31 protein-coding genes are annotated in these 19,183 nt (G+C 44.3%); 29 read left to right on the top strand and 2 right to left on the bottom strand.

Annotated elements, in window-relative coordinates; translation table 11 throughout:
* Positions 1 to 69 precede the first annotated feature (69 nt).
* The 28 genes from tuf (at position 70) to FAI40_02340 (ending at position 15,718) form a co-directional block, all read left to right on the top strand.
* Positions 70 to 1,260: an elongation factor Tu gene (tuf, locus tag FAI40_02475; protein QCE34293.1), complete on the top strand. Its 1,191-nt coding sequence runs from the start codon at positions 70 to 72 to the stop codon at positions 1,258 to 1,260.
* 121 nt (positions 1,261 to 1,381) lie between these two features.
* Complete coding sequence (rpsJ, locus tag FAI40_02470; protein QCE34292.1) at positions 1,382 to 1,690, top strand: 30S ribosomal protein S10; 309 nt, start codon at positions 1,382 to 1,384, stop codon at positions 1,688 to 1,690.
* A gap of 8 nt (positions 1,691 to 1,698) precedes the next feature.
* Positions 1,699 to 2,382: a 50S ribosomal protein L3 gene (locus tag FAI40_02465; protein ID QCE34291.1), complete on the top strand. Its 684-nt coding sequence runs from the start codon at positions 1,699 to 1,701 to the stop codon at positions 2,380 to 2,382.
* A gap of 23 nt (positions 2,383 to 2,405) precedes the next feature.
* Positions 2,406 to 3,032 (top strand): 50S ribosomal protein L4, encoded by a 627-nt coding sequence (gene rplD / locus FAI40_02460; protein ID QCE34290.1) that lies wholly within the window; start codon positions 2,406 to 2,408, stop codon positions 3,030 to 3,032.
* A 41-nt stretch (positions 3,033 to 3,073) separates the two neighbouring features.
* Entirely contained in the window at positions 3,074 to 3,370 is a 297-nt protein-coding gene (locus tag FAI40_02455) for a 50S ribosomal protein L23 (GenBank protein ID QCE35723.1), read from the top strand.
* A gap of 8 nt (positions 3,371 to 3,378) precedes the next feature.
* Positions 3,379 to 4,209 carry a 50S ribosomal protein L2 gene (rplB, locus tag FAI40_02450; GenBank protein ID QCE34289.1) on the top strand — a complete coding sequence of 277 codons (831 nt, stop codon included), beginning with the start codon at positions 3,379 to 3,381 and terminating at the stop codon, positions 4,207 to 4,209.
* Between the two features lie 13 nt (positions 4,210 to 4,222).
* Positions 4,223 to 4,501, top strand: a complete 279-nt coding sequence (gene rpsS / locus FAI40_02445) for a 30S ribosomal protein S19 (protein ID QCE34288.1) — start codon at positions 4,223 to 4,225, stop codon at positions 4,499 to 4,501.
* Between the two features lie 6 nt (positions 4,502 to 4,507).
* The gene (locus tag FAI40_02440) at positions 4,508 to 4,963 is read left to right on the top strand and encodes a 50S ribosomal protein L22 (GenBank protein ID QCE34287.1); all 456 of its coding nucleotides are present in this window, start codon (positions 4,508 to 4,510) and stop codon (positions 4,961 to 4,963) included.
* A 3-nt stretch (positions 4,964 to 4,966) separates the two neighbouring features.
* Positions 4,967 to 5,644, top strand: a complete 678-nt coding sequence (gene rpsC / locus FAI40_02435) for a 30S ribosomal protein S3 (protein ID QCE34286.1) — start codon at positions 4,967 to 4,969, stop codon at positions 5,642 to 5,644.
* Between the two features lie 29 nt (positions 5,645 to 5,673).
* Positions 5,674 to 6,093 carry a 50S ribosomal protein L16 gene (gene rplP, locus FAI40_02430; protein QCE34285.1) on the top strand — a complete coding sequence of 140 codons (420 nt, stop codon included), beginning with the start codon at positions 5,674 to 5,676 and terminating at the stop codon, positions 6,091 to 6,093.
* Positions 6,090 to 6,344 (top strand): 50S ribosomal protein L29, encoded by a 255-nt coding sequence (locus tag FAI40_02425; protein QCE34284.1) that lies wholly within the window; start codon positions 6,090 to 6,092, stop codon positions 6,342 to 6,344. Before rplP ends, FAI40_02425 begins: the two co-directional genes overlap by 4 nt.
* Positions 6,345 to 6,356: 12 nt before the next feature.
* The gene (rpsQ, locus tag FAI40_02420; GenBank protein QCE34283.1) at positions 6,357 to 6,626 is read left to right on the top strand and encodes a 30S ribosomal protein S17; all 270 of its coding nucleotides are present in this window, start codon (positions 6,357 to 6,359) and stop codon (positions 6,624 to 6,626) included.
* The gene (gene rplN, locus FAI40_02415; protein ID QCE34282.1) at positions 6,623 to 6,991 is read left to right on the top strand and encodes a 50S ribosomal protein L14; all 369 of its coding nucleotides are present in this window, start codon (positions 6,623 to 6,625) and stop codon (positions 6,989 to 6,991) included. Before rpsQ ends, rplN begins: the two co-directional genes overlap by 4 nt.
* A gap of 2 nt (positions 6,992 to 6,993) precedes the next feature.
* Positions 6,994 to 7,311 (top strand): 50S ribosomal protein L24, encoded by a 318-nt coding sequence (locus tag FAI40_02410; GenBank protein QCE34281.1) that lies wholly within the window; start codon positions 6,994 to 6,996, stop codon positions 7,309 to 7,311.
* Between the two features lie 10 nt (positions 7,312 to 7,321).
* Positions 7,322 to 7,885: a 50S ribosomal protein L5 gene (gene rplE, locus FAI40_02405; GenBank protein QCE34280.1), complete on the top strand. Its 564-nt coding sequence runs from the start codon at positions 7,322 to 7,324 to the stop codon at positions 7,883 to 7,885.
* A gap of 105 nt (positions 7,886 to 7,990) precedes the next feature.
* Positions 7,991 to 8,296 (top strand): 30S ribosomal protein S14, encoded by a 306-nt coding sequence (gene rpsN / locus FAI40_02400; protein QCE35722.1) that lies wholly within the window; start codon positions 7,991 to 7,993, stop codon positions 8,294 to 8,296.
* A gap of 15 nt (positions 8,297 to 8,311) precedes the next feature.
* Positions 8,312 to 8,710, top strand: coding sequence for a 30S ribosomal protein S8 (rpsH, locus tag FAI40_02395; protein QCE34279.1), 399 nt, complete (start codon positions 8,312 to 8,314; stop codon positions 8,708 to 8,710).
* Positions 8,711 to 8,721: 11 nt separating this feature from the next.
* Positions 8,722 to 9,258: a 50S ribosomal protein L6 gene (locus FAI40_02390; protein ID QCE34278.1), complete on the top strand. Its 537-nt coding sequence runs from the start codon at positions 8,722 to 8,724 to the stop codon at positions 9,256 to 9,258.
* Complete coding sequence (locus FAI40_02385; protein ID QCE34277.1) at positions 9,258 to 9,620, top strand: 50S ribosomal protein L18; 363 nt, start codon at positions 9,258 to 9,260, stop codon at positions 9,618 to 9,620. The genes FAI40_02390 and FAI40_02385 overlap by 1 nt, the downstream gene beginning before the upstream one ends.
* A 12-nt stretch (positions 9,621 to 9,632) precedes the next feature.
* A complete protein-coding gene (locus tag FAI40_02380) occupies positions 9,633 to 10,211 on the top strand; it encodes a 30S ribosomal protein S5 (GenBank protein QCE34276.1) in 579 nt (192 codons plus the stop codon).
* Entirely contained in the window at positions 10,204 to 10,416 is a 213-nt protein-coding gene (gene rpmD, locus FAI40_02375; GenBank protein ID QCE34275.1) for a 50S ribosomal protein L30, read from the top strand. The genes FAI40_02380 and rpmD overlap by 8 nt, the downstream gene beginning before the upstream one ends.
* A complete protein-coding gene (locus tag FAI40_02370; protein ID QCE34274.1) occupies positions 10,409 to 10,900 on the top strand; it encodes a 50S ribosomal protein L15 in 492 nt (163 codons plus the stop codon). Before rpmD ends, FAI40_02370 begins: the two co-directional genes overlap by 8 nt.
* Positions 10,901 to 11,014: 114 nt before the next feature.
* Positions 11,015 to 12,382, top strand: a complete 1,368-nt coding sequence (secY, locus tag FAI40_02365) for a preprotein translocase subunit SecY (protein ID QCE34273.1) — start codon at positions 11,015 to 11,017, stop codon at positions 12,380 to 12,382.
* A gap of 19 nt (positions 12,383 to 12,401) precedes the next feature.
* The gene (locus tag FAI40_02360; GenBank protein QCE34272.1) at positions 12,402 to 12,977 is read left to right on the top strand and encodes an adenylate kinase; all 576 of its coding nucleotides are present in this window, start codon (positions 12,402 to 12,404) and stop codon (positions 12,975 to 12,977) included.
* A 261-nt stretch (positions 12,978 to 13,238) separates the two neighbouring features.
* Positions 13,239 to 13,616, top strand: coding sequence for a 30S ribosomal protein S13 (gene rpsM / locus FAI40_02355; GenBank protein ID QCE34271.1), 378 nt, complete (start codon positions 13,239 to 13,241; stop codon positions 13,614 to 13,616).
* A 59-nt stretch (positions 13,617 to 13,675) separates the two neighbouring features.
* On the top strand, positions 13,676 to 14,068 hold the full coding sequence (rpsK, locus tag FAI40_02350) for a 30S ribosomal protein S11 (protein QCE34270.1): 393 nt from the start codon (positions 13,676 to 13,678) through the stop codon (positions 14,066 to 14,068).
* 142 nt (positions 14,069 to 14,210) lie between these two features.
* A complete protein-coding gene (locus FAI40_02345) occupies positions 14,211 to 15,227 on the top strand; it encodes a DNA-directed RNA polymerase subunit alpha (protein ID QCE34269.1) in 1,017 nt (338 codons plus the stop codon).
* Between the two features lie 68 nt (positions 15,228 to 15,295).
* Complete coding sequence (locus FAI40_02340; protein ID QCE34268.1) at positions 15,296 to 15,718, top strand: 50S ribosomal protein L17; 423 nt, start codon at positions 15,296 to 15,298, stop codon at positions 15,716 to 15,718.
* Between the two features lie 60 nt (positions 15,719 to 15,778).
* On the opposite strand, the gene FAI40_02335 is transcribed toward FAI40_02340, so the two are convergent.
* Together FAI40_02335 and FAI40_02330 are read right to left on the bottom strand one after the other, a co-directional pair.
* Positions 15,779 to 16,102 (bottom strand): hypothetical protein, encoded by a 324-nt coding sequence (locus FAI40_02335; protein ID QCE34267.1) that lies wholly within the window; start codon positions 16,100 to 16,102, stop codon positions 15,779 to 15,781.
* Positions 16,103 to 16,391: 289 nt separating this feature from the next.
* On the bottom strand, positions 16,392 to 17,930 hold the full coding sequence (locus FAI40_02330) for a hypothetical protein (GenBank protein QCE34266.1): 1,539 nt from the start codon (positions 17,928 to 17,930) through the stop codon (positions 16,392 to 16,394).
* Between the two features lie 818 nt (positions 17,931 to 18,748).
* Between FAI40_02330 and FAI40_02325 the strand changes: the two genes are divergently transcribed.
* Positions 18,749 to 19,114, top strand: a complete 366-nt coding sequence (locus FAI40_02325; protein QCE34265.1) for a hypothetical protein — start codon at positions 18,749 to 18,751, stop codon at positions 19,112 to 19,114.
* The last annotated feature ends 69 nt before the right edge of the window (positions 19,115 to 19,183 follow it).

Raw genomic sequence — 19,183 nt, 5'->3', positions numbered from 1 at the left:
TTTTTCATTTTTGGTAAATAATAAAAGATATATCCTGCGTTGTCAGGAAAGTTTTTAAAAGGATAGGTTATGGCTAAGGCTAAGTTTGAGCGGACAAAACCGCACTGCAATATTGGCACAATCGGTCACGTTGACCATGGTAAAACATCTTTAACAGCTGCGATCACAAAAACGCTTGCTAAAAAAGGTGGTGCAGAATACAGCGCATACGATCAGATTGATAAAGCGCCAGAAGAAAGAGCTCGTGGTATTACGATTTCTACAGCTCACGTTGAGTATGAAACAGATAAGCGTCACTATGCGCACGTTGACTGCCCAGGCCATGCTGACTATGTCAAAAACATGATCACAGGTGCAGCTCAGATGGATGGCGCAATCTTGGTTGTGTCTGCTGCTGATGGTCCAATGCCACAGACTCGTGAGCACATCTTGCTTTCACGTCAGGTTGGTGTTCCTGCTCTTGTTGTTTTCATGAATAAAGTTGATCAGGTTGATGATCCTGAATTGCTTGAGCTCGTGGAAATGGAAATTCGTGAACTTCTTTCTTCCTATGAGTTCCCAGGGGATGATATTCCTATCATTCAGGGGTCTGCATTAGCAACTTTGGAAGATGGTGATGCTTCTATCGGTGAGGAAAAAATTCTTGAGTTGATGGATGCGGTTGATGCCTACATTCCACAGCCAGAACGTCCAGTTGATCGTCCATTCTTGATGCCAATCGAAGATGTGTTCTCCATTTCTGGTCGTGGTACTGTTGTTACAGGCCGTGTCGAACGTGGCGAAATTAACGTCGGTAACGAAGTTGAAATCGTTGGTCTTAAACCAACAACAAAAACCACCGTTACAGGTGTTGAGATGTTCCGTAAGCTTCTCGATCGTGGTGAAGCAGGTGATAACATCGGTGCGTTGTTGCGTGGTACAAAGCGTGAAGATGTTGAACGTGGTCAGGTTCTTGCAAAACCAGGTTCTATTACGCCACACAGCCAGTTCTTGGCAGAAGCATATATTTTGACAAAAGAGGAAGGCGGGCGTCATACCCCATTCTTCACCAACTATCGTCCACAGTTCTATTTCAGAACAACAGACGTTACAGGTGTCGTTCATCTTCCAGAAGGAACCGAAATGGTTATGCCTGGCGATAACGTTGCTATGGATGTTGAATTGATTGCTCCAATTGCTATGGACGAAGGCTTGCGCTTCGCTATCCGTGAAGGCGGACGTACAGTTGGTGCAGGTGTTGTCTCTTCCGTTAAGAAATAATATCTGCTATTAAGCATTTGGTTAGCCCCTGGGAGCTTGCTTCCGGGGGTTATCTTTTGCACGGATTCTTAGGGATTCGTGTGAATTTCTTTTAAATTAAAATAAGGCTCAAAGTAGGATAATGGACGATCAAAATATTCGTATTCGCCTAAAAGCTTATGACCACCGGGTGCTGGATAGCAGTACTCGTGATATTGTAAATACAGCGAAAAGAACGGGGGCTCGGGTACGTGGTCCTATTCCCCTCCCAACACATATTGCTCGCTTTACAGTGAACCGCTCACCTCACATTGATAAAAAGAGCCGTGAACAGTTCGAAATGCGTACGCACCGCCGCTTGTTGGATATCGTTGAACCAACACCTCAAACCGTTGACGCGCTTATGAAGCTCGACCTCGCTGCTGGTGTTGATGTTGAAATTAAACTTTGAGGGCAGATATGCGTACCGGACTTATTGCAAAAAAATTAGGAATGAGCCGTATCTTCAAAGAAGACGGTGTCAGCATTCCTGTCACACTCCTTCAGCTGGATCATGTTGAAGTTGTTGACGTAAAAACAAATGAACGTGACGGATATGTCGCACTTCAGGTTGGTTATGGTGAAGCAAAAGCCAAGCATGTCAGCAAACCAAACCGTGGACATTTCGCAAGTCAAAAAGTAGAGTTGAAAAAAAAGCTTGTTGAGTTTAGAGTGTCTGATGACGCTGTGCTCGAAGTTGGCACAAAACTAACAGCAGCTCATTTTGTTCCAGGTCAGAAAGTTGACGTTACTGGAACGAGTAAGGGTAAGGGATTCGCTGGTGCGATGAAGCGCCATAACTTCCGCGGTTTGGAAGCGTCCCATGGTGTCTCCATTAGTCACCGTTCACACGGTTCTACTGGTCAGCGCCAAGACCCTGGAAAAGTTTTTAAGGGAAAGAAAATGGCAGGTCACATGGGTGATCGCCGTGTTACGACTCAGAACCTTGAAATCGCAGCAGTGGATCAAGAAAATAATCTTATCTTCATTAAAGGAGCCGTCCCTGGTTCTAAAGAAGGTTATGTCCTTGTTTCTGATGCTGTTAAAAAGCAGCGCCACCCAGAAGCTCCATATCCAACATATGCAGCTGAAGCGGCGCAATAAGATATTAGATAAGGCTGGAATAAATGGAAGTTGAAGTAAAAAATCTGGGAGGGGAGGCAAAGGGTACAATGTCTCTTTCCCAGGAAATTTTTGGCATCAAGCCACGCACCGATATAATGGCGCGCGTGGTGCTCTGGCAGTTGGCGAAAGCCCGTTCCGGTAATCATGCTATTAAAAGTCGTAGTCAAGTTTCAGGAACAACTAAAAAGGTGTATCGCCAGAAGGGGACGGGTTCTGCTCGTCACGGTGCTGTGCGCGCGCCTCAGTACCGTACTGGTGGTGTTGTTCATGGTCCTGTTCTGCGTTCGCATGCTTACAGCTTGCCCAAGAAAGTGAGACGTTTGGGTCTTCTTTCTGCGCTTTCTCAAAAAGCACTTGAAGGTAAACTTCTTCTGATTGAAGAGGCAGCTGGAATTGCAAAAACAAAGCAGGCGACTGAAACCGTTAAAAATCTAGGACTAGAATCCGCTCTTTTCGTTGATGCGGCTGTTAATCCTGAATTTTCAAATGCCATTGCAAACGTAATTGGGTTCGATATTCTCCCAGTTGCTGGTGCAAACGTATATGACATTCTAAAACACGATACCTTGATTCTGACACGTTCAGCAGTTGAAGGTCTTCAGAAGCGTTTAGAAGGAGCTGCATCATGAGTGTAAAGCAAGTTTACGCAAATAAAGAAGCTGTGGCTGCTATGTCTGAAGCTGAGCTGTTCGACGTTGTTCGCACGCCTGTGATTACAGAAAAAGCAACATTTGTTTCTGAGACAGGGCAATATGTTTTTACAGTTGCTCCAACGGCAACCAAGGAAGCTATTCGTCGCGCTGTCGAAGAAATTTTTAAGGTAAGTGTTATCTCTGTTCAAACCTTGAACCAGAAAGGAAAGGTTAAACGTACAAAAGGACGTCTCGGTGCACGTTCTGATGTCAAAAAAGCCTATGTTCGCCTGGCTCCAGGAGCACAGATTGATCTAACAGCCAAGATTGGGTAGGTTTTCAAATGGCATTAAAACATTTTAACCCTACAACTCCCAGTAACCGCGGTACGGTTCTTATTGACCGCAGTGCTCTGTGGAAGGGTAAGCCCGTCAAAACCTTGACTGAAGGTAAAACTTCAACAGGTGGACGTAATAATCACGGTCATATCACAGTTCGTTTCCGTGGTGGTGGGCATAAAAAAGCATATCGTCTTGTTGATTTTCGTCGTCAGAAATATGATGTTTCTGCTGAAATCGAACGGATTGAATATGATCCAAATCGTACAGCCTTTATCGCATTGTTGCGTTATGAGGATGGTGAGCTTGCTTACATTCTTGCGCCTCAGCGTTTGCAAGTTGGTGATAAAGTTATTGCTGGCGAAAAAGTGGATGCAAAACCAGGTAATGCAATGCCATTGCGTTCCATGCCTGTTGGTACAATCGTCCATAATATTGAGCTAAAGCAGGGCGCAGGTGGAAAGCTTGCACGTTCAGCTGGTACATATGCTCAGTTAGTCGGTAAAGACAGCGGTTATGCACAGTTAAAACTTCAGTCCGGTGAATTACGTCTTGTTCGTGCTGAATGCATGGCAACGGTTGGTGCAGTTTCCAACCCTGACAACATGAATCAGAGCTTGGGTAAAGCTGGTCGTCAAAGATGGAAAGGACGCCGCCCTCATAACCGAGGCGTTGTCATGAACCCTGTTGACCATCCACACGGTGGTGGTGAAGGGCGTACATCTGGTGGCCGTCATCCTGTGACACCTTGGGGTAAACCAACCAAGGGCTACAAGACCCGCAATAACAAGAAAACTGATCGCTTGATCATCCGTCGTCGTAAAACGGGTAAATAAGGAGTTTTAAAAGATGGCACGTTCCGTCTGGAAAGGCCCGTTTGTGGACGGGTATCTTTTTGCAAAAGCTGAGGCTGCCAGAGCATCTGGCCGCAATGAAGTTATTAAGATCTGGTCTCGCCGGTCGACAATTCTTCCTCAGTTCGTTGGCTTAACTTTCGGTGTTTATAATGGGCGTAAATTTTTGCCTGTTCAGGTCACTGAAAATATGGTTGGCCATAAATTTGGTGAATTCTCACCAACTCGTACTTATACGGGGCATGGTGCTGATAAGAAAGCAAAGAGGGGATAATTCATTATGGGTAAACAAAAAGCTCCCCGCGCTTTGCCTTCCAATCAGGCTCAAGCCGTGTTGCGCAACCTAAGGGTTAGCCCTCGCAAACTTAATGAAGTTGCAAAAGTTATTCGCAATCAGACTGCTGAAAAGGCACTGGATACTTTGACATTCTCACGTCGTCGTATTGCTCAGACTGTTAAAAAGGTTCTGGAAAGTGCGATTGCTAACGCCGAGAACAACCATCAGCTAGATGTTGATCGTTTGGTCGTTCGCCGTGCAGAAGTTGGCAAGGCGCTTGTGATGAAGCGTTTCCACGCTCGTGCTCGTGGCCGTGCTGGTGGTATTCAAAAGTTTTTCAGTCATTTGATGATTGTTGTTGAGGAAGTTCCAGAAGGTCAAGACCTTGTGAAAGCACCTCGTGGCTCTAAAAAGTCTCCTGCAACCTCTTCTGACTCTACAGAAAAAAAGGCAGCCTAAGATATGGGACATAAAGTAAATCCAGTTGGACTGCGTTTAGGGATTAACCGTACTTGGGATAGCCGTTGGTACGCGGGTGAGACCTATGCAAAACAGCTTCATGAAGATATCAAACTAAGAGAGTTTTTGCGTAAGAAACTTTCAGGTGCGGGAGTTTCTCGTATTGTGATTGAACGCCCAGCTAAAAAGCCACGCGTTACAATTTATGCAGCTCGTCCTGGTGTGATTATCGGTAAAAAAGGTCAAGACATCGATACACTTCGTAAAGATCTAAGTCGTATGACCAAGGCCGATGTCTCCCTTAACATTGTTGAGATCCGCAAGCCTGAAATCGATGCGACATTGGTTGCTGAAAATATTGCACAGCAACTTGAACGTCGTGTGGCATTTCGTCGTGCGATGAAACGTGCTATTCAGTCTGCTATGCGTCTTGGCGCTCAAGGTATTCGTATTACCTGTAGTGGTCGTCTTGGTGGTGCAGAGATTGCCCGTGATGAGAAATATCGTGAAGGTCGTGTGCCATTGCATACACTCCGTGCAGATATTGATTACGGCACAGCAACAGCACAAACAACTTATGGGGCTTGTGGTGTGAAGGTCTGGATCTTCAAAGGTGAAGTTCTCGGTCATGATCCGCAAGCGCAAGATCGCAAGGCAGCTGAACAAGCTCCGCAGCGCTGATTGCAGATACTAGTATAGGAATATAGATTATGCTTTCTCCAAAGCGTACCAAGTTTCGTAAGGTTCGCAAAGGGCGTATTCATGGCATGGCCAAGGGGGGTACGCGTTTAAACTTTGGGACTTACGGTTTGAAGGCTTTAGAGCCTGAAAGAATTACAGCTCGTCAGATTGAGGCTGCCCGTCGTGCGATTACACGTGCGATGAAGCGTGCTGGACGTGTCTGGATTAGAATTTTCCCAGACCTTCCGGTAACAGCTAAGCCAGCTGAGGTCCGTATGGGATCTGGTAAAGGTAGTCCAGAATATTGGGCTGCACGTGTGAAACCAGGAAGAATCCTTTTCGAGATTGAAGGTGTCTCACCTGAAACTGCTCGCTTGGCTTTTTCTTTAGCGGCGGCTAAGTTACCGATTAAAACTAAGTTTGTCAGCCGTTTAGGAGAAGGTTCATGAGTAAAATTAAGGCTGATACCTATAAAATTGAAGAACTTCGTGGCAAGAGCGTTGATGAATTGCGGGCTTTGTTGGTTGAACTTAAAAAAGAGCAAATTAACCAGCGTTTCCGTCTTGCAACCAGTCAGCAGGAAAGTACTGCAGAAATTGCAGTTGTTCGCAAAGCTGTTGCTCGTATTAAGTTGCTTCTTGGTGAAGAACGTAGAAAAAATAATAGCGCAGCGCCTAAAGCGTCTGCAGCCCAGTCATAGAGGAGAGGTTACTTGCCTAAACGCGTCTTAACTGGCCGGGTAACCGGTGACAGGATGGATAAAACCGTTACGGTTCTCGTTGACCGTCGGATTAAGCATCCTTTGTATAAAAAGTTCATTCGTCGCTCTAAAAAATATGCGGCGCATGATCCTGCAAACGAATGTCACGTTGGTGATATCGTTCGTATTGAAGAATGTGCACCTATTTCCAAGCGTAAAACTTGGAAAGTGATTTTCCGCAATGATCAGCCTTTGGCTGCATCTGAGGAGAAAACGGCATGATTATTGTTGAATCTAATCTTGAGGTTGCCGATAATTCAGGTGCCCGCCGTGTTCAGTGCATTAAAGTTCTTGGCGGATCAAAGCGTAAAAGCGCTTCTGTCGGGGATATCATCGTTGTTTCCGTTAAAGAGGCCATTCCTCGCGGAAAAGTGAAAAAAGGTGATGTTCATCAGGCAGTTATCGTGCGCACATCTTATCCTGTGCGCCGTGCTGATGGTTCTACCATCCGTTTTGACAAAAATGCTGCGGTTCTTTTGAACAAACAGGCCGAACCAATCGGCACGCGTATTTTTGGCCCAGTTGTTCGTGAGCTCAGAGCTAAGAAATTCATGAAAATTATTTCATTGGCTCCGGAGGTGCTATAAAAATGGCTGCACGTATTAAAAAAGACGATACTGTTTTGGTTATCACGGGTAAATCCCGTGGTCACCGCGGTAAAGTTCTAAAAGTTTTGCCTAAAGAAGGCAAAGCTGTTGTTGAAGGCGCTGCTTTAGCAAAGCGTCACAGCAAGCCAAATCGTATGGGTGAAGGTGGGGGGATTGTTGAAAAAGCAATGCCTATCGATCTTTCCAATCTTAAATTGATTGATCCAAAAACGGATAAGCCTACAAAAGTAGGTTTCCGCGTGGAAGATGGCAAGAAAGTACGTATTGCCAAAGCCACTGGTGAAGTCATTGATGTCTAAGGGGCAAGAAATGTCAGACAAAAATGCTTCTGCGCCACGTTTATATGATCTGTATAAGCGCGAAATCCGTTCGAAGCTGAAGGAAGAATTTTCATTCAAAAATGAAATGCAAATTCCTCGCCTTGAGAAAATTGTTCTTAACATGGGTGTCGGTGAAGCCGCTGCAGACCAGAAGAAACTGGACGCTGCTGTTGCAGATATGACCTTAATTGCAGGTCAGAAAGCCGTTAAAACCCGTGCACGTAAGGCTATCGCTGGATTTAAAATCCGTGAAGGTCTTCCTATTGGTTGCATGGTAACATTGAGAGGGGAGAGAATGTATGAATTCCTCGACCGTTTCATCAATATTGCGATGCCTCGTATCCGTGATTTCCGTGGATTGTCTTCTAAAAAAGGCTTCGATGGAAATGGGAACTACGCACTAGGTCTTAAAGAGCAAATCATTTTCCCAGAAATTGACTATGATAAAGTCGATTCTGTTCGGGGAATGGATGTCATCTTTGTTACATCTACAAAAGATAACAAAGAGGCACATGCGTTGTTAAAAGCCTTTAATATGCCATTTACGGCTTAAGGGTTTTCTAACTTACGCTTTTAAGATAAGATAATGGGGCTCCGGTTAAACGGAGCGCCAGAGAAAACCCTCGGAATTTTCCGAAAGGTTCTAGGAGAAAAATATATGGCAAAACTTTCGGCAGTTAACCGGAATAATAGACGCGCTGCGATGTCTCAGCGCGATCGTGCAAAGCGCGATGCTCTTAAAAAAACAATTTACGATCGTAACCTTCCTATTGAGGATCGTTTTGAAGCAACAATGAAATTAGCGAGTCTTCCTCGCAACGGTTCTGCAACACGTGTCCGTTTGCGTTGTGAGATTTCTGGTCGTTCGCGTGCGAACTATCGTAAATTCCGTATGTCCCGTATCGCTTTGCGGGATCTTGCTTCCTCAGGCCAGATTCCTGGTCTAACGAAGTCCAGCTGGTAATAAGAGGCTTATAAGATGGCAATGTCTGATCCCTTGGGGGATATGCTTACCCGCATTCGCAATGCGCAGAAAGCTGGTCACAAAGTTTGTGTCGTACCTGCTTCCAAATTTCGTGCAAGTGTTTTGGCTGTGTTGCAGCGCGAAGGTTATATTCGTGGTTTTTCAACAGAAGAAGTGCGCAAAGGCGTCAATCAGCTCCGTGTTGAGTTGAAATATTCTGGTGAACAGCCTGTAATTCGTAAGATTACACGCGTTTCAAAACCAAGTCGCCGGGTCTATTCCCCAATTAAAGAACTTCCTCGTGTTTGTGCAGGACTTGGTATTTCCGTCCTTTCCACACCGCAAGGCGTTCTCTCAAATAACGAAGCTCGCGCAGCCAATGTTGGCGGCGAAATTCTCTGCCGCGTTTTCTAAGGAGGGAATTTATGTCACGAGTAGGTAAAAACGCCGTAGCTCTCCCAGATGGTGTGAGCGTAGAAATTAAAGATAATCTTTGCAAAGTTAAAGGTAAAAGAGGTGAACTCTCTTTAGCCCTTTCTTCAGAGGTTTCTGTTAAAGTTGAAGATGGTAGCGTTGTCGTTGAGCCTTTGGCGAAGCGCCGCGGTCCTGCTGGCGCAATGTGGGGGACAACCCGTGCATTGATCGCAAATATGGTCACGGGTGTTACAACAGGCTTTACAAAAGCGCTTGAAATTCAAGGAACAGGTTTCCGTGCCGCTGTGCAGGGGAAAAACTTAGTGATGAATCTTGGGTTCTCCCATGACGTCATTTATCCCGTTCCAGATGATATTAAGATTACAGTGCCACGTCCAACAGCTATTGTGGTCGAAGGGAATGATAAACAGCGTGTCGGACAGATTGCTGTTGACCTTCGTAACTTCCGCAAACCTGAGCCTTATAAAGGTAAGGGTGTTCGCTATGAGAATGAGGTTCTGTTGCGTAAGGAAGGTAAGAAGAAGTAATGGCATCATTGCAAGAAACGCGGCATCGTCGTCGTGACCGCCTTCGTTTTCAATTAAGAAAAAAAGCGAACGGACGTCCTCGTCTTTCTGTTTTTCGTTCTAACCTGAACATTCATGCTCAGATTATTGACGATGCGCAAGGAAAGACACTCGCAAGTGCTTCTAGCTTGGATAAAGAATTCCGTGCAGAAGCTTCAAAAGGCTCAAACATTGATGCCGCAACCAAAGTAGGTCAGCTTGTTGCTGAACGTGCTTTGAAAGTAGGTGTCAAAGAGGTCGTTTTTGATCGCGGGTCTTATTTATATCATGGTCGTGTCAAAGCTTTGGCTGATGCGGCTCGCGAAAAGGGGCTGTCCTTCTAAGGAGAATAAATTATGGTACGTGAACCCAGAGAAGGACGCGGTCGGGCTAAAGCAGAACAGGCCGACGATGTCATTGATAAGTTAGTCACCATTAACCGTGTTGCAAAAGTTGTTAAGGGCGGACGCCGTTTCGCTTTTGCTGCTTTGGTGGTTGTTGGTGATCAGAAAGGCCGTGTTGGTTACGGTGCGGGTAAGGCAAGGGAAGTTCCTGAAGCCATCCGTAAAGCAACTGAACGTGCTCGTAAAAATATGATTCGTGTTTCTATGAAAGACGGTCGTACGCTTCATTATGATCTTGAAGGTCACTATGGTGCGGGTAAAGTTGTGTTGCGTGCTGCGCCAGCAGGTACAGGGATCATCGCTGGTGGTCCAATGCGTGCGGTTTTTGAAAGCCTTGGTGTGAGTGACGTTGTTGCAAAATGCCTTGGCAGCCGCAATCCTCATAACATGATTAAGGCAACTTTTGAGGCATTGGCAAACGCTGATAGCCCACGTCAGGTTGCACAGCGTCGTGGTAAGAAGATCTCTCAGCTTTTCCGTGGTTCAAATGCAGCGGATAAAGAAGCGGCAGCAGAGGTGAAAAATGGCTAAAAAACAATTACCTCCTGTTGAAGCTGGAAAAGTGCGTGTTATTCGCACTGGTTCCTTAATTCGTTCCAAACCAGGTCAAGCCGAAGCTATGAGAGGCCTAGGACTTCGCCGGATTGGTGCTGTTCGCGAGCTCGAAGACACACCTGCCATCCGTGGCATGATTCGTGTTGTCGCGCATTTAGTGAAAGTGGAGAATCATGGTTAAGTTAAACGAACTACGTGATAACCCAGGCGCACATTATCGTGCCAAAAGGGTTGGCCGTGGTATTGGTTCCGGCAAGGGAAAGACTTCTGGTTCAGGTCATAAAGGGCAGAAGGCACGTTCAGGTGTCGCCATTAATGGCTTTGAAGGTGGTCAGCTTCCTATTTATCGCCGTATGCCAAAACGTGGCTTTGTGAACATCTTCCGTAAGGAATATGCAATCATTAACCTAAACGTCGTTTCTCAGGCGCTTGAAGAGGGCAAGCTTGAGAAGGGGAAATTGGTTAATTTCGAATCTTTGAAAGCAGCTGGGCTTGTTAGCTCCCGTAAAAAACTGGCAGGCGTTCGTTTGCTTGCACGCGGTGAAATCAGTGCTAAAGTTGATTTCGAAGTTGCTGGTGCATCAGCTGCAGCGATTGCTGCTGTTGAAAAGGCTGGGGGTTCAGTGAAAACATTGAATGTTCCGGCTGCAGAGGAAAACGCCTAATTTCTTTAGGCAATGCTAATATGTATTGCGCATATTAGCATTTATGATGCATTAAGGGAGCGTTTCGCAGGCAGTTTCTGCAAACGCTCTCTTTTATGAAAGGTATATAGAGATATGGTCTCAGCCGCTGAGCATTTCGCTTCCAATCTCAGCATGGAATCTTTTTCTAAGGCTTCTGAGCTGAAGAAACGTATCTGGTTTACGTTGGGCGCCTTAATTATTTATCGCCTTGGAACGTATATTCCTGTTCCGGGTATTGATCCTATGATTATGGGACAGATTTTAAGCCAACAAAAAACTGGCATTTTGGGTGTTTTTGATATGTTCTCTGGGGGGGCATTAGGACGTATGACTGTCTTTGCCTTGAACATTATGCCCTATATTAGTGCTTCAATTATCGTTCAGTTGCTTTCGACAACGATCCCTTCTTTGGAAGCCTTGAAGAAGGATGGCGAGAGCGGACGTCAAAAAATTAATCAATATACACGCTATTTGACCCTTTTTATTGCCATGTTCCAAGCCTATGGGATTGCAATCGGGTTGCAGGCTATTCATAGCCCGACAGGACAGAGTGCGGTTATTGATCCTGGCATGTTCTTTATTTCCAGTTGCGTTTTGACCCTCGTAGGGGGCTCAATGTTCCTGATGTGGATTGGGGAGCAGATTACCTCTCGGGGTGTTGGGAATGGGATTTCGCTGATTATTTTTGCAGGTATCGTTGCTGGCTTGCCTTCTGCAACAGCAAGTTTACTTGAGCTGGGGCGGACGGGGGTTATTTCTGGCTTCTTTATCGCAGCCTTTTTAGCCATGGCCTTAGCTGTTATTGTTTTTATTGTCTTTATGGAGTTGGCACAGTTCCGTGTCGTAATTCAATATCCGAAACGTCAGGTTGGTCGCCGTATTTATGGTGGGGATAGTTCGCATCTGCCCGTTAAAGTAAATACAGCAGGGGTTATTCCACCCATTTTTGCATCTTCTATCCTTTTATTACCGTTGAGTTTGGCGGGGATGATTGATGCGAATACTTCTCCTGCTTGGCTGGTAACGCTTTCGCATCAGCTTTCCCAAGGCCGTCCCCTTTATATGTTGACCTATGCAGGCTTGATTATTTTCTTCTCATATTTTTATGCGGCTGTAACTTTTAATCCAGAAGAAACGGCTGATAATTTGAGAAAGCAGGGAGGCTTCATTCCGGGGATTCGTCCAGGAGCGAAGACGGCTGCTTATTTTGATAGCACTTTGTCCCGTCTAACAACGATTGGCGCAGCCTATTTGGTAGCTGTCTGTCTGTTGCCACAGTTTTTAATTACGAAATATAGTGTTCCATTTTATTTCGGCGGTACAAGCTTGATCATTATTGTAACGGTAACCATTGATACTGTTACGCAAGTTCAGTCTCATCTCGTTGGTCATCAATATAGAGGCTTGATTAAAAAGCAGAGCGGTCGGGCAGGACGTCGTATTGTCAATAAGCAGCACTGAGTTGAAAGAGGATTTGCAAATGACAAGTAAGAATATTATTTTTCTTGGTGCGCCTGGTGCTGGAAAAGGGACACAGGCCGCAATGTTGGCAAAGGAACTTCAGATTCCAACGATTTCAACAGGGGATATTCTCCGTAAAGAAATCGCCTCAGCGACTCCATTGGGATTAGAAGTTAAAGCCCTTGTGGATAATGGAAAACTGGTTTCTGACGAATTGGTTTTGCGCTTGGTGGAAAAACGTCTATCTTCAGAGGATTGCGCAAGGGGATTCATTTTAGATGGTTTTCCACGCAATGTTGATCAAGCAAAAGATTTAGATGCGCTTTTATCCAAGTTGGAAAAAGCCATTGGTTTTGTAATTTTTCTGGATGTTCCGCATGATGCTATTTTAAAACGGCTTGCGGAGCGCAAGGCAGCAGATGGTTCTAAGCGGGCCGATGATGGGGAAGAGGTTGTGAAAGACCGTCTCCGTACTTACGAAGAACAAACAGCGCCTCTTCTGCCTTATTATAGAAGCCGTCAGCTTTTGAAAGAAATTGACGGCACTGCTTCGATGGAAGTGGTTCGGCAGAAAATAGGGGAAATTTTTTCCTGATTTTATTTAGGAAAAGTGGGGGGAGTATTTTTTCAAACAGTAAAATGTTTGTAAAAAAGATAAAATATGTGTCGTTTTCGTAACGGTTCATAGAAAAAGAGAGATTGACTTTTTAAGCAGAGGAATATATTCGGGCTTTGACCCTTTTTTATTCTAATGGCGTGGTTGTATAGTATTCTGCGTTTAATGTTTTTAAGAGTTTGATGGTGAATTTAAATTTTGGCGTAAATAATACCGCCTTAAAATTAAGGGAGATAAAGCGTGGCGCGTATTGCTGGCGTAAATATTCCAACAAATAAGCGAGTGTGCATTGCTCTTCGCTACATTTATGGTGTTGGTGCAACAACAGCGGATGCAATCTGCAAGAAATTGGAGATTCCTGCTCAGAAACGAGTGAATGAACTAAGTGACGATGAAGTCGCTGCGATTCGTACAGAGATCGATGAGTCCGTCCGTGTGGAAGGTGACCTTCGTCGTGAAACTGCGATGAGCATTAAGCGTCTGATGGACTTGGGGTCTTATAGAGGATTGCGTCACCGCCGTCGTCTCCCTGTTCGTGGACAGCGTACACATACAAATGCCCGTACTCGTAAAGGTAAAGCCGTTGCGATTGCAGGTAAGAAGAAAGTGACCCGTTAAGGGATAGGTTTTTTGTGACCCCGTTGTGGGTCTTAATTCAGGATATACGGATTTAATATATGGCTAAGCCAGCATCTACGCGAGTTCGTCGCAGAGAGCGAAAAAATATTACTTCTGGTGTTGCTCATGTATTGTCAACATTTAACAATACAATGATCACCATCAGTGATGCCCAGGGGAATGCTATTTCATGGTCTTCTTCTGGTCAGCAGGGTTTTAAGGGTTCCCGCAAGTCTACACCTTATGCTGCTCAGTTGGCCGCAGAGGATGCTGGTCGCAAAGCACGTGAGCATGGTATGGAAACCCTAGAGGTTGAAGTTTGCGGTCCAGGTTCAGGCCGTGAAAGTGCACTTCGTGCGTTGCAGTCTGTTGGATTTGTGATCACGATGATTCGTGATTTGACACCTGTTCCTCACAACGGCTGTCGTCCACGTAAACGCCGTCGCGTTTAATTCACTTTGGCCTTTCCCTGCTTTTGGAGAGAGGATATGAGGAGATTTCTATAATCTCCTTCATAGCTTTTAACGAAAAGGCAGGAATGCTGGCATTGTTTTATCGCCCCGATTTTGGGGCATAGTTTGAAAGGCCTGTGTCTTGGTTCTTCAGAAAAATTGGCAATCCCTTATTCAGCCTGAAAGACTTACTGTTGAGCAGGGTAAGCTTCCTGCCCTTTCTGCTGTTCTGACCGCAGAGCCGCTAGAACGTGGTTTTGGGCTTACTTTAGGGAATGCTCTTCGTCGGATTTTATTATCCTCTTTGCAGGGTGCTGCTGTCACTGCCATTAAGATTGAAGGGGTTCTTCATGAGTTCTCTTCTGTTCCTGGTGTGCGTGAGGATGTGATTGATATTGTTTTAAATATCAAACAGCTTGCAATTAAAATGCACGAAGAAGGTCCTAAAAAACTCACACTTCGTGCAAAAGGTCCTGGAGAAGTGACAGCTTCTCAGATTACAGCGACACATGATGTTGAGATCATGAATCCTGATTTGGTTATCTGCAGCCTTGATGATGGCGCAGAGGTCGAGATGGAATTCACAATCAACACTGGCCGTGGTTATGTTCCAGCAAGCGCCAACCGTCCAGAAGGTGCGCCAATTGGACTTATTCCAGTTGATGCAATTTATTCTCCGGTTCGCCGTGTGGCTTACAAAGTTGAGCAGACCCGTGTCGGTCAGGTAACAGACTATGACAAGCTCATCCTGAGTGTTGAGACGAATGGCGTTGTTACACCAGAAGATGCGGTTGCTCTTTCTGCCCGTATTTTGCAGGATCAGCTTAATCTCTTCATTAACTTTGAAGAGCCTCGTCCTATTGAGAAGGAAGAAGAGGAAGAGCCTCTATCCTTTAACCGTAATCTTCTACGGAAAGTGGATGAGCTTGAACTATCCGTGCGGAGTGCGAACTGTCTTAAAAATGACAATATCGTCTATATCGGCGATTTGGTTCAAAAGTCAGAGCATGAAATGCTTCGTACACCCAACTTTGGCCGGAAGTCTTTGAATGAAATCAAAGAAGTTCTGAGTTCTATGGGATTATCGCTGGGGATGGATATCCCTGAATGGCCACCTGAAAGCATCGAAGAGTTGCTTCAGAAGGTTGATGGAAAATAATTTAAATATCTCTCCACCTCCTGAAAGGGAAAGGGGAGAGATGAAATTGAAAGTCGGATTATAAGAAAATGCGTCATCGGTTAGGCGGACGGAAATTAAACGTCACTTCATCTCATCGTAAAGCTATGTTTAAAAATATGGCGGTTGCGGTTCTAAAACACGAACAAATCACAACAACTTTGCCAAAAGCAAAAGAATTGCGTGCTGTTGTGGATAAACTCATCACCCTTGGTAAGCGCGGGGATCTCCATGCACGCCGTCAGGCTGTTGCTCAGTTGCAGGACGAGGCTATCGTCCGCAAATTGTTTGACACAATTGCGCCACGTTATAAAGAGCGCAATGGCGGGTATTCCCGTGTTCTTAAAGCTGGCATGCGTTATGGCGATAATGCGGATATGGCAATCTTTGAATTGGTTGACCGCGATGCAGAGGCCAAAGGTAAAGACAGTGGATCCGTTGCTGCACCAGCAGAAGCGCAAGAAGCTGCCTAATCGCTCTTAAAAGCTTTTCATTAAAAACCCTCTGTTCTGAAAAGAGCAGGGGGTTTTTCTTTAGGGACGTGTTTTAGAGTGATGTGAGAAAAGCGCTTTAAACAGATGCGGAATGAATTTTATGAGAAGACCTTTAAAGAGAAAGCCAATCGTGCGCTCTGGATACCAAATGGCCTTGGCATAGCTTTTTATAAAGCGGAGAATAAGGCCGTCTTTATGCGCAAAAAATTGTAATAGAATAGCACCAATGAGAAGCGGATCAAAAATTTCAAAAAAAGAAACATCAAATAAAAAGAGGAAAATCAGGCCTCGAAAAATGAAGACAAAAGGATGCTGTAAAATATCCGTCTTTTTATGCTGATCAATGAGAGTTTTTTGAATCATTAATTTTTCACTTGGTGATTTTTTAAAAAGGCTTGCCAGTCGGCCACTGCCTCCGTCCGAGCCTTTAGCGTAGCAAGTTTTCCCTCAAGATGAAAAATCTTTCTGCTTTTTGTTTTTAGCTTCTTTGGGAAGTTCTTAAATTTATTATAATTTCATTTTTACTTGTGTTTTTTGCAGTCTCCATTTCTTGCAGAGCAGCGCGACCCTACTTTTTCAAAAATCTGAGAAAGATTGTTTAAGTAATCAAAGGCGCAATTGTCTGCAGAAATAGAGGACGATATTATGATATTTAAGGTATTTTCGGTAGAAGACTTCTTTGTGTTTCCTGGTTGTCATTTGTTGTCAGAGCGATGGCTCCCCCAACTGCGGCACCTGCGAGAGCACTGCCTACAATAGTGCTAACAACGTTCATATTAGGATTAAAAATTGCCAAAATAATACCGCTGGTGACGATGCCAACTGTCGCACCCGCTATAAGGAGAAGGGATTGTCGTGATTTAAAAAGCTCCTCTCCTGATATGCCAATGAGATTGCCAATCTGCTTGCAAACATCCAATGTGATCTGTTGAGCTTTTATAATTATTGAAATAATTTTTTGCGCTAGGGGACTATTCTCAATGAAGTGGAGCAGAGTCACACTGACCAGTCCGCCAGCTGCAATCCCAATGAATTGAGCAAAAATTTCACGGATAATATTTGCACCAGAGGAGAAGAGGTAGGGTGCGAGGGCTTTATCAATGAGTTCTGCAATGATGGGTTGGAGAATTGCTCCTGTTCCAACAGCAAGGATTTCCAGAACAGCTTTTATTTTTTCCTCAGCCCCTAAATTTTTAGGATTGAGGACGAGGACTTCAATCGCATTTGTCAGCGTTGTCCAAAGATTTCGAATCATTCGCACGAGGCTTTTTAAAGTCCCAACGAAAACATCAATAATGATGGTTGTAATCTCTGCGAGAAGGCCAGAGCCAAAAGATTTTAAAATTTGTTTGAGAGTCTCCCCAGCATTTTCTTTTAATTTCGTAAAAGCTCTCGTAAGTGCAAGATTGAGATGTTCACACGTGGCTGTAATGGCTTCGGACAAACCATCGGAAGCGTTTTTCCATTTTTGAACGAGGTGAGGCCATTCGATGGAAATTTCTTCAAAACCAGCAATCAGGATCAAACCTGTACCTTGTTTGAGAGCCATCATGCCACCGCCTTTTAGGGCAGAAACACCAGATGTTTTCCAGAAATCTTTGCTCGTATAGTAATTTCTATCTATTTGGTGATTAACGTGTTTTTGGGATTTTTCACCCTGAGTGCGAACTTTTTCCGGATCAACATTTAAAAGCTCTTTGTTTTTTTTGAGATTTTTGCGTTCTTTGTCTGTCAGCACTGTCTGTTGGGATTTTTTCTCTAGTTTGGAGACCGTATCCTGCCATTGGCTTCTGTTTTTTTCGCAATATGTTGCGAATTGTTCAGGTGACTTTGCGCCTTTGGATTTATTGATGCTTTCTGAAGTGTAGAAAAGGTTATGTTCATTCGCTGCTAAATCACCTGTTTCTAGATGAGGTGTAAGACCTGCACGAATTTTATTTTCATGAAGGCTTTTCCCAGAAATCACATGATCTAAATTAGGATTTTGGTTTTTGCTTATGGGCTGGCCAGTTGCATAGTCAGTACTTATATGCCCGGATTTATGTTGAGATTTTCCTTCTTTCCCACGTTCAATAAAAGCTGAATTTTTATGAACAGCGTTGGAATCATACGCACCACGATTATCATATTGTTCTTGATGGTGATCATTTTTAAAGTCACCCCCAGAACGAACGTGGCGTGTCGTATCCACATGGCCGCCTGCTTGATCAGGGCGGATCGCCCCATATAAAAGAGCGTCTAACCCGCAGGAGAGGAAAAGTGCTTTTTTAATTTCCCCCTTATATTTATCCCAAAGGCTATCGGGCGTTAAATTGAGAGGAAGAAGCTCATTTTTGCGGGGGGGGGGGGGTACGTCACTGAAAATTCCTGCATCATGGTTAGAAATTTAGGATTTGTTCGTTTGACGGTAAAACTCTTTTTAACGTCTGACAAGTTCATTTATTAGACGCATTCAGCAGAGAAATATGGGCATTCCATTTAAGGCGGAATGCCCTAAAATCACTATTGTTTTTATAAAATTAAATTGAAATATGATCCTTGATAATCAAGAAAAGCGCACCGCTCACCAGAAAAAGTGTGGAGAGGGTATAGGTGGCAATAAAAGCTTTTTTAAAAGAGTGAAAATCGTGATCTTTAAAGATGCAATAAAATAACGAGACAACGCAACACGGGATAACACTCACATTGAGTGAAATAAATACAGCGAAAACGGACACCAGTACTAAATGTAACATTTTGTTATCCTATATAAAGGGCTCAGAGATACCGTCTGAATTTAAAGTCGGGCTCAAAACCCGATGACAGGCCTATTCTAGCAAATATCTCCTAAGGTTCTAAGGAATTTTTTAGAGTAAAAGTGTTATATAATGAAAAATCTTCAATCATCTCTTGGTAGCCTCTTGAAGAATGCAAAAGAGATGCGCATATTCTAGGAAACGGCTAGGCTCATTTCGTTAGACTTAAGGCCTGCCACATTCTTCATTTCTTGTAAGGTAGGACAGTGAAAAAATGACTGACGATATCAAAAAAGACGCACAAGAAGCCGTTGATAAAATTGCCGATGGTGCAAAAAAAGTTTCTGATAAAGCTTCCGATAAAATCGATCAAGGCGTTCATTATGGCAAAGAGCATGCCCGTGATTTAGCCGATAAGGCAGGAGCGGCTGCAGATCGTTTTCACGATAGCTTTGATGATTTCAGCGATTACAGCAAAGGCAAGGCACGAGATCTTCGTGATGAATTCCTTAATTCTCTTAACGAAGAGAATTGTGCTTGCCCAGCTGCGCTTTTCACACGCCAACGCCCATTGCTTGGCTTGGCATTGGCGGCATTGATTGGTTTTGTTTTGGGACGTATTATCCGCCGTCGTGGCTAATTCGTTTTTAAGATTAAAAAAAGCTCTCGGTTCTCGGGAGCTTTTTTGCGTCTATCGTATGCGATAGAT

The sequence above is a fragment of the Acetobacteraceae bacterium genome (assembly GCA_004843345.1).
In the GTDB taxonomy this organism is placed as follows: Bacteria; Pseudomonadota; Alphaproteobacteria; order Acetobacterales; family Acetobacteraceae.
Note: the sequence above shows the minus strand (reverse complement) of the source record. Positions and strands in the feature narration are given on the sequence as shown.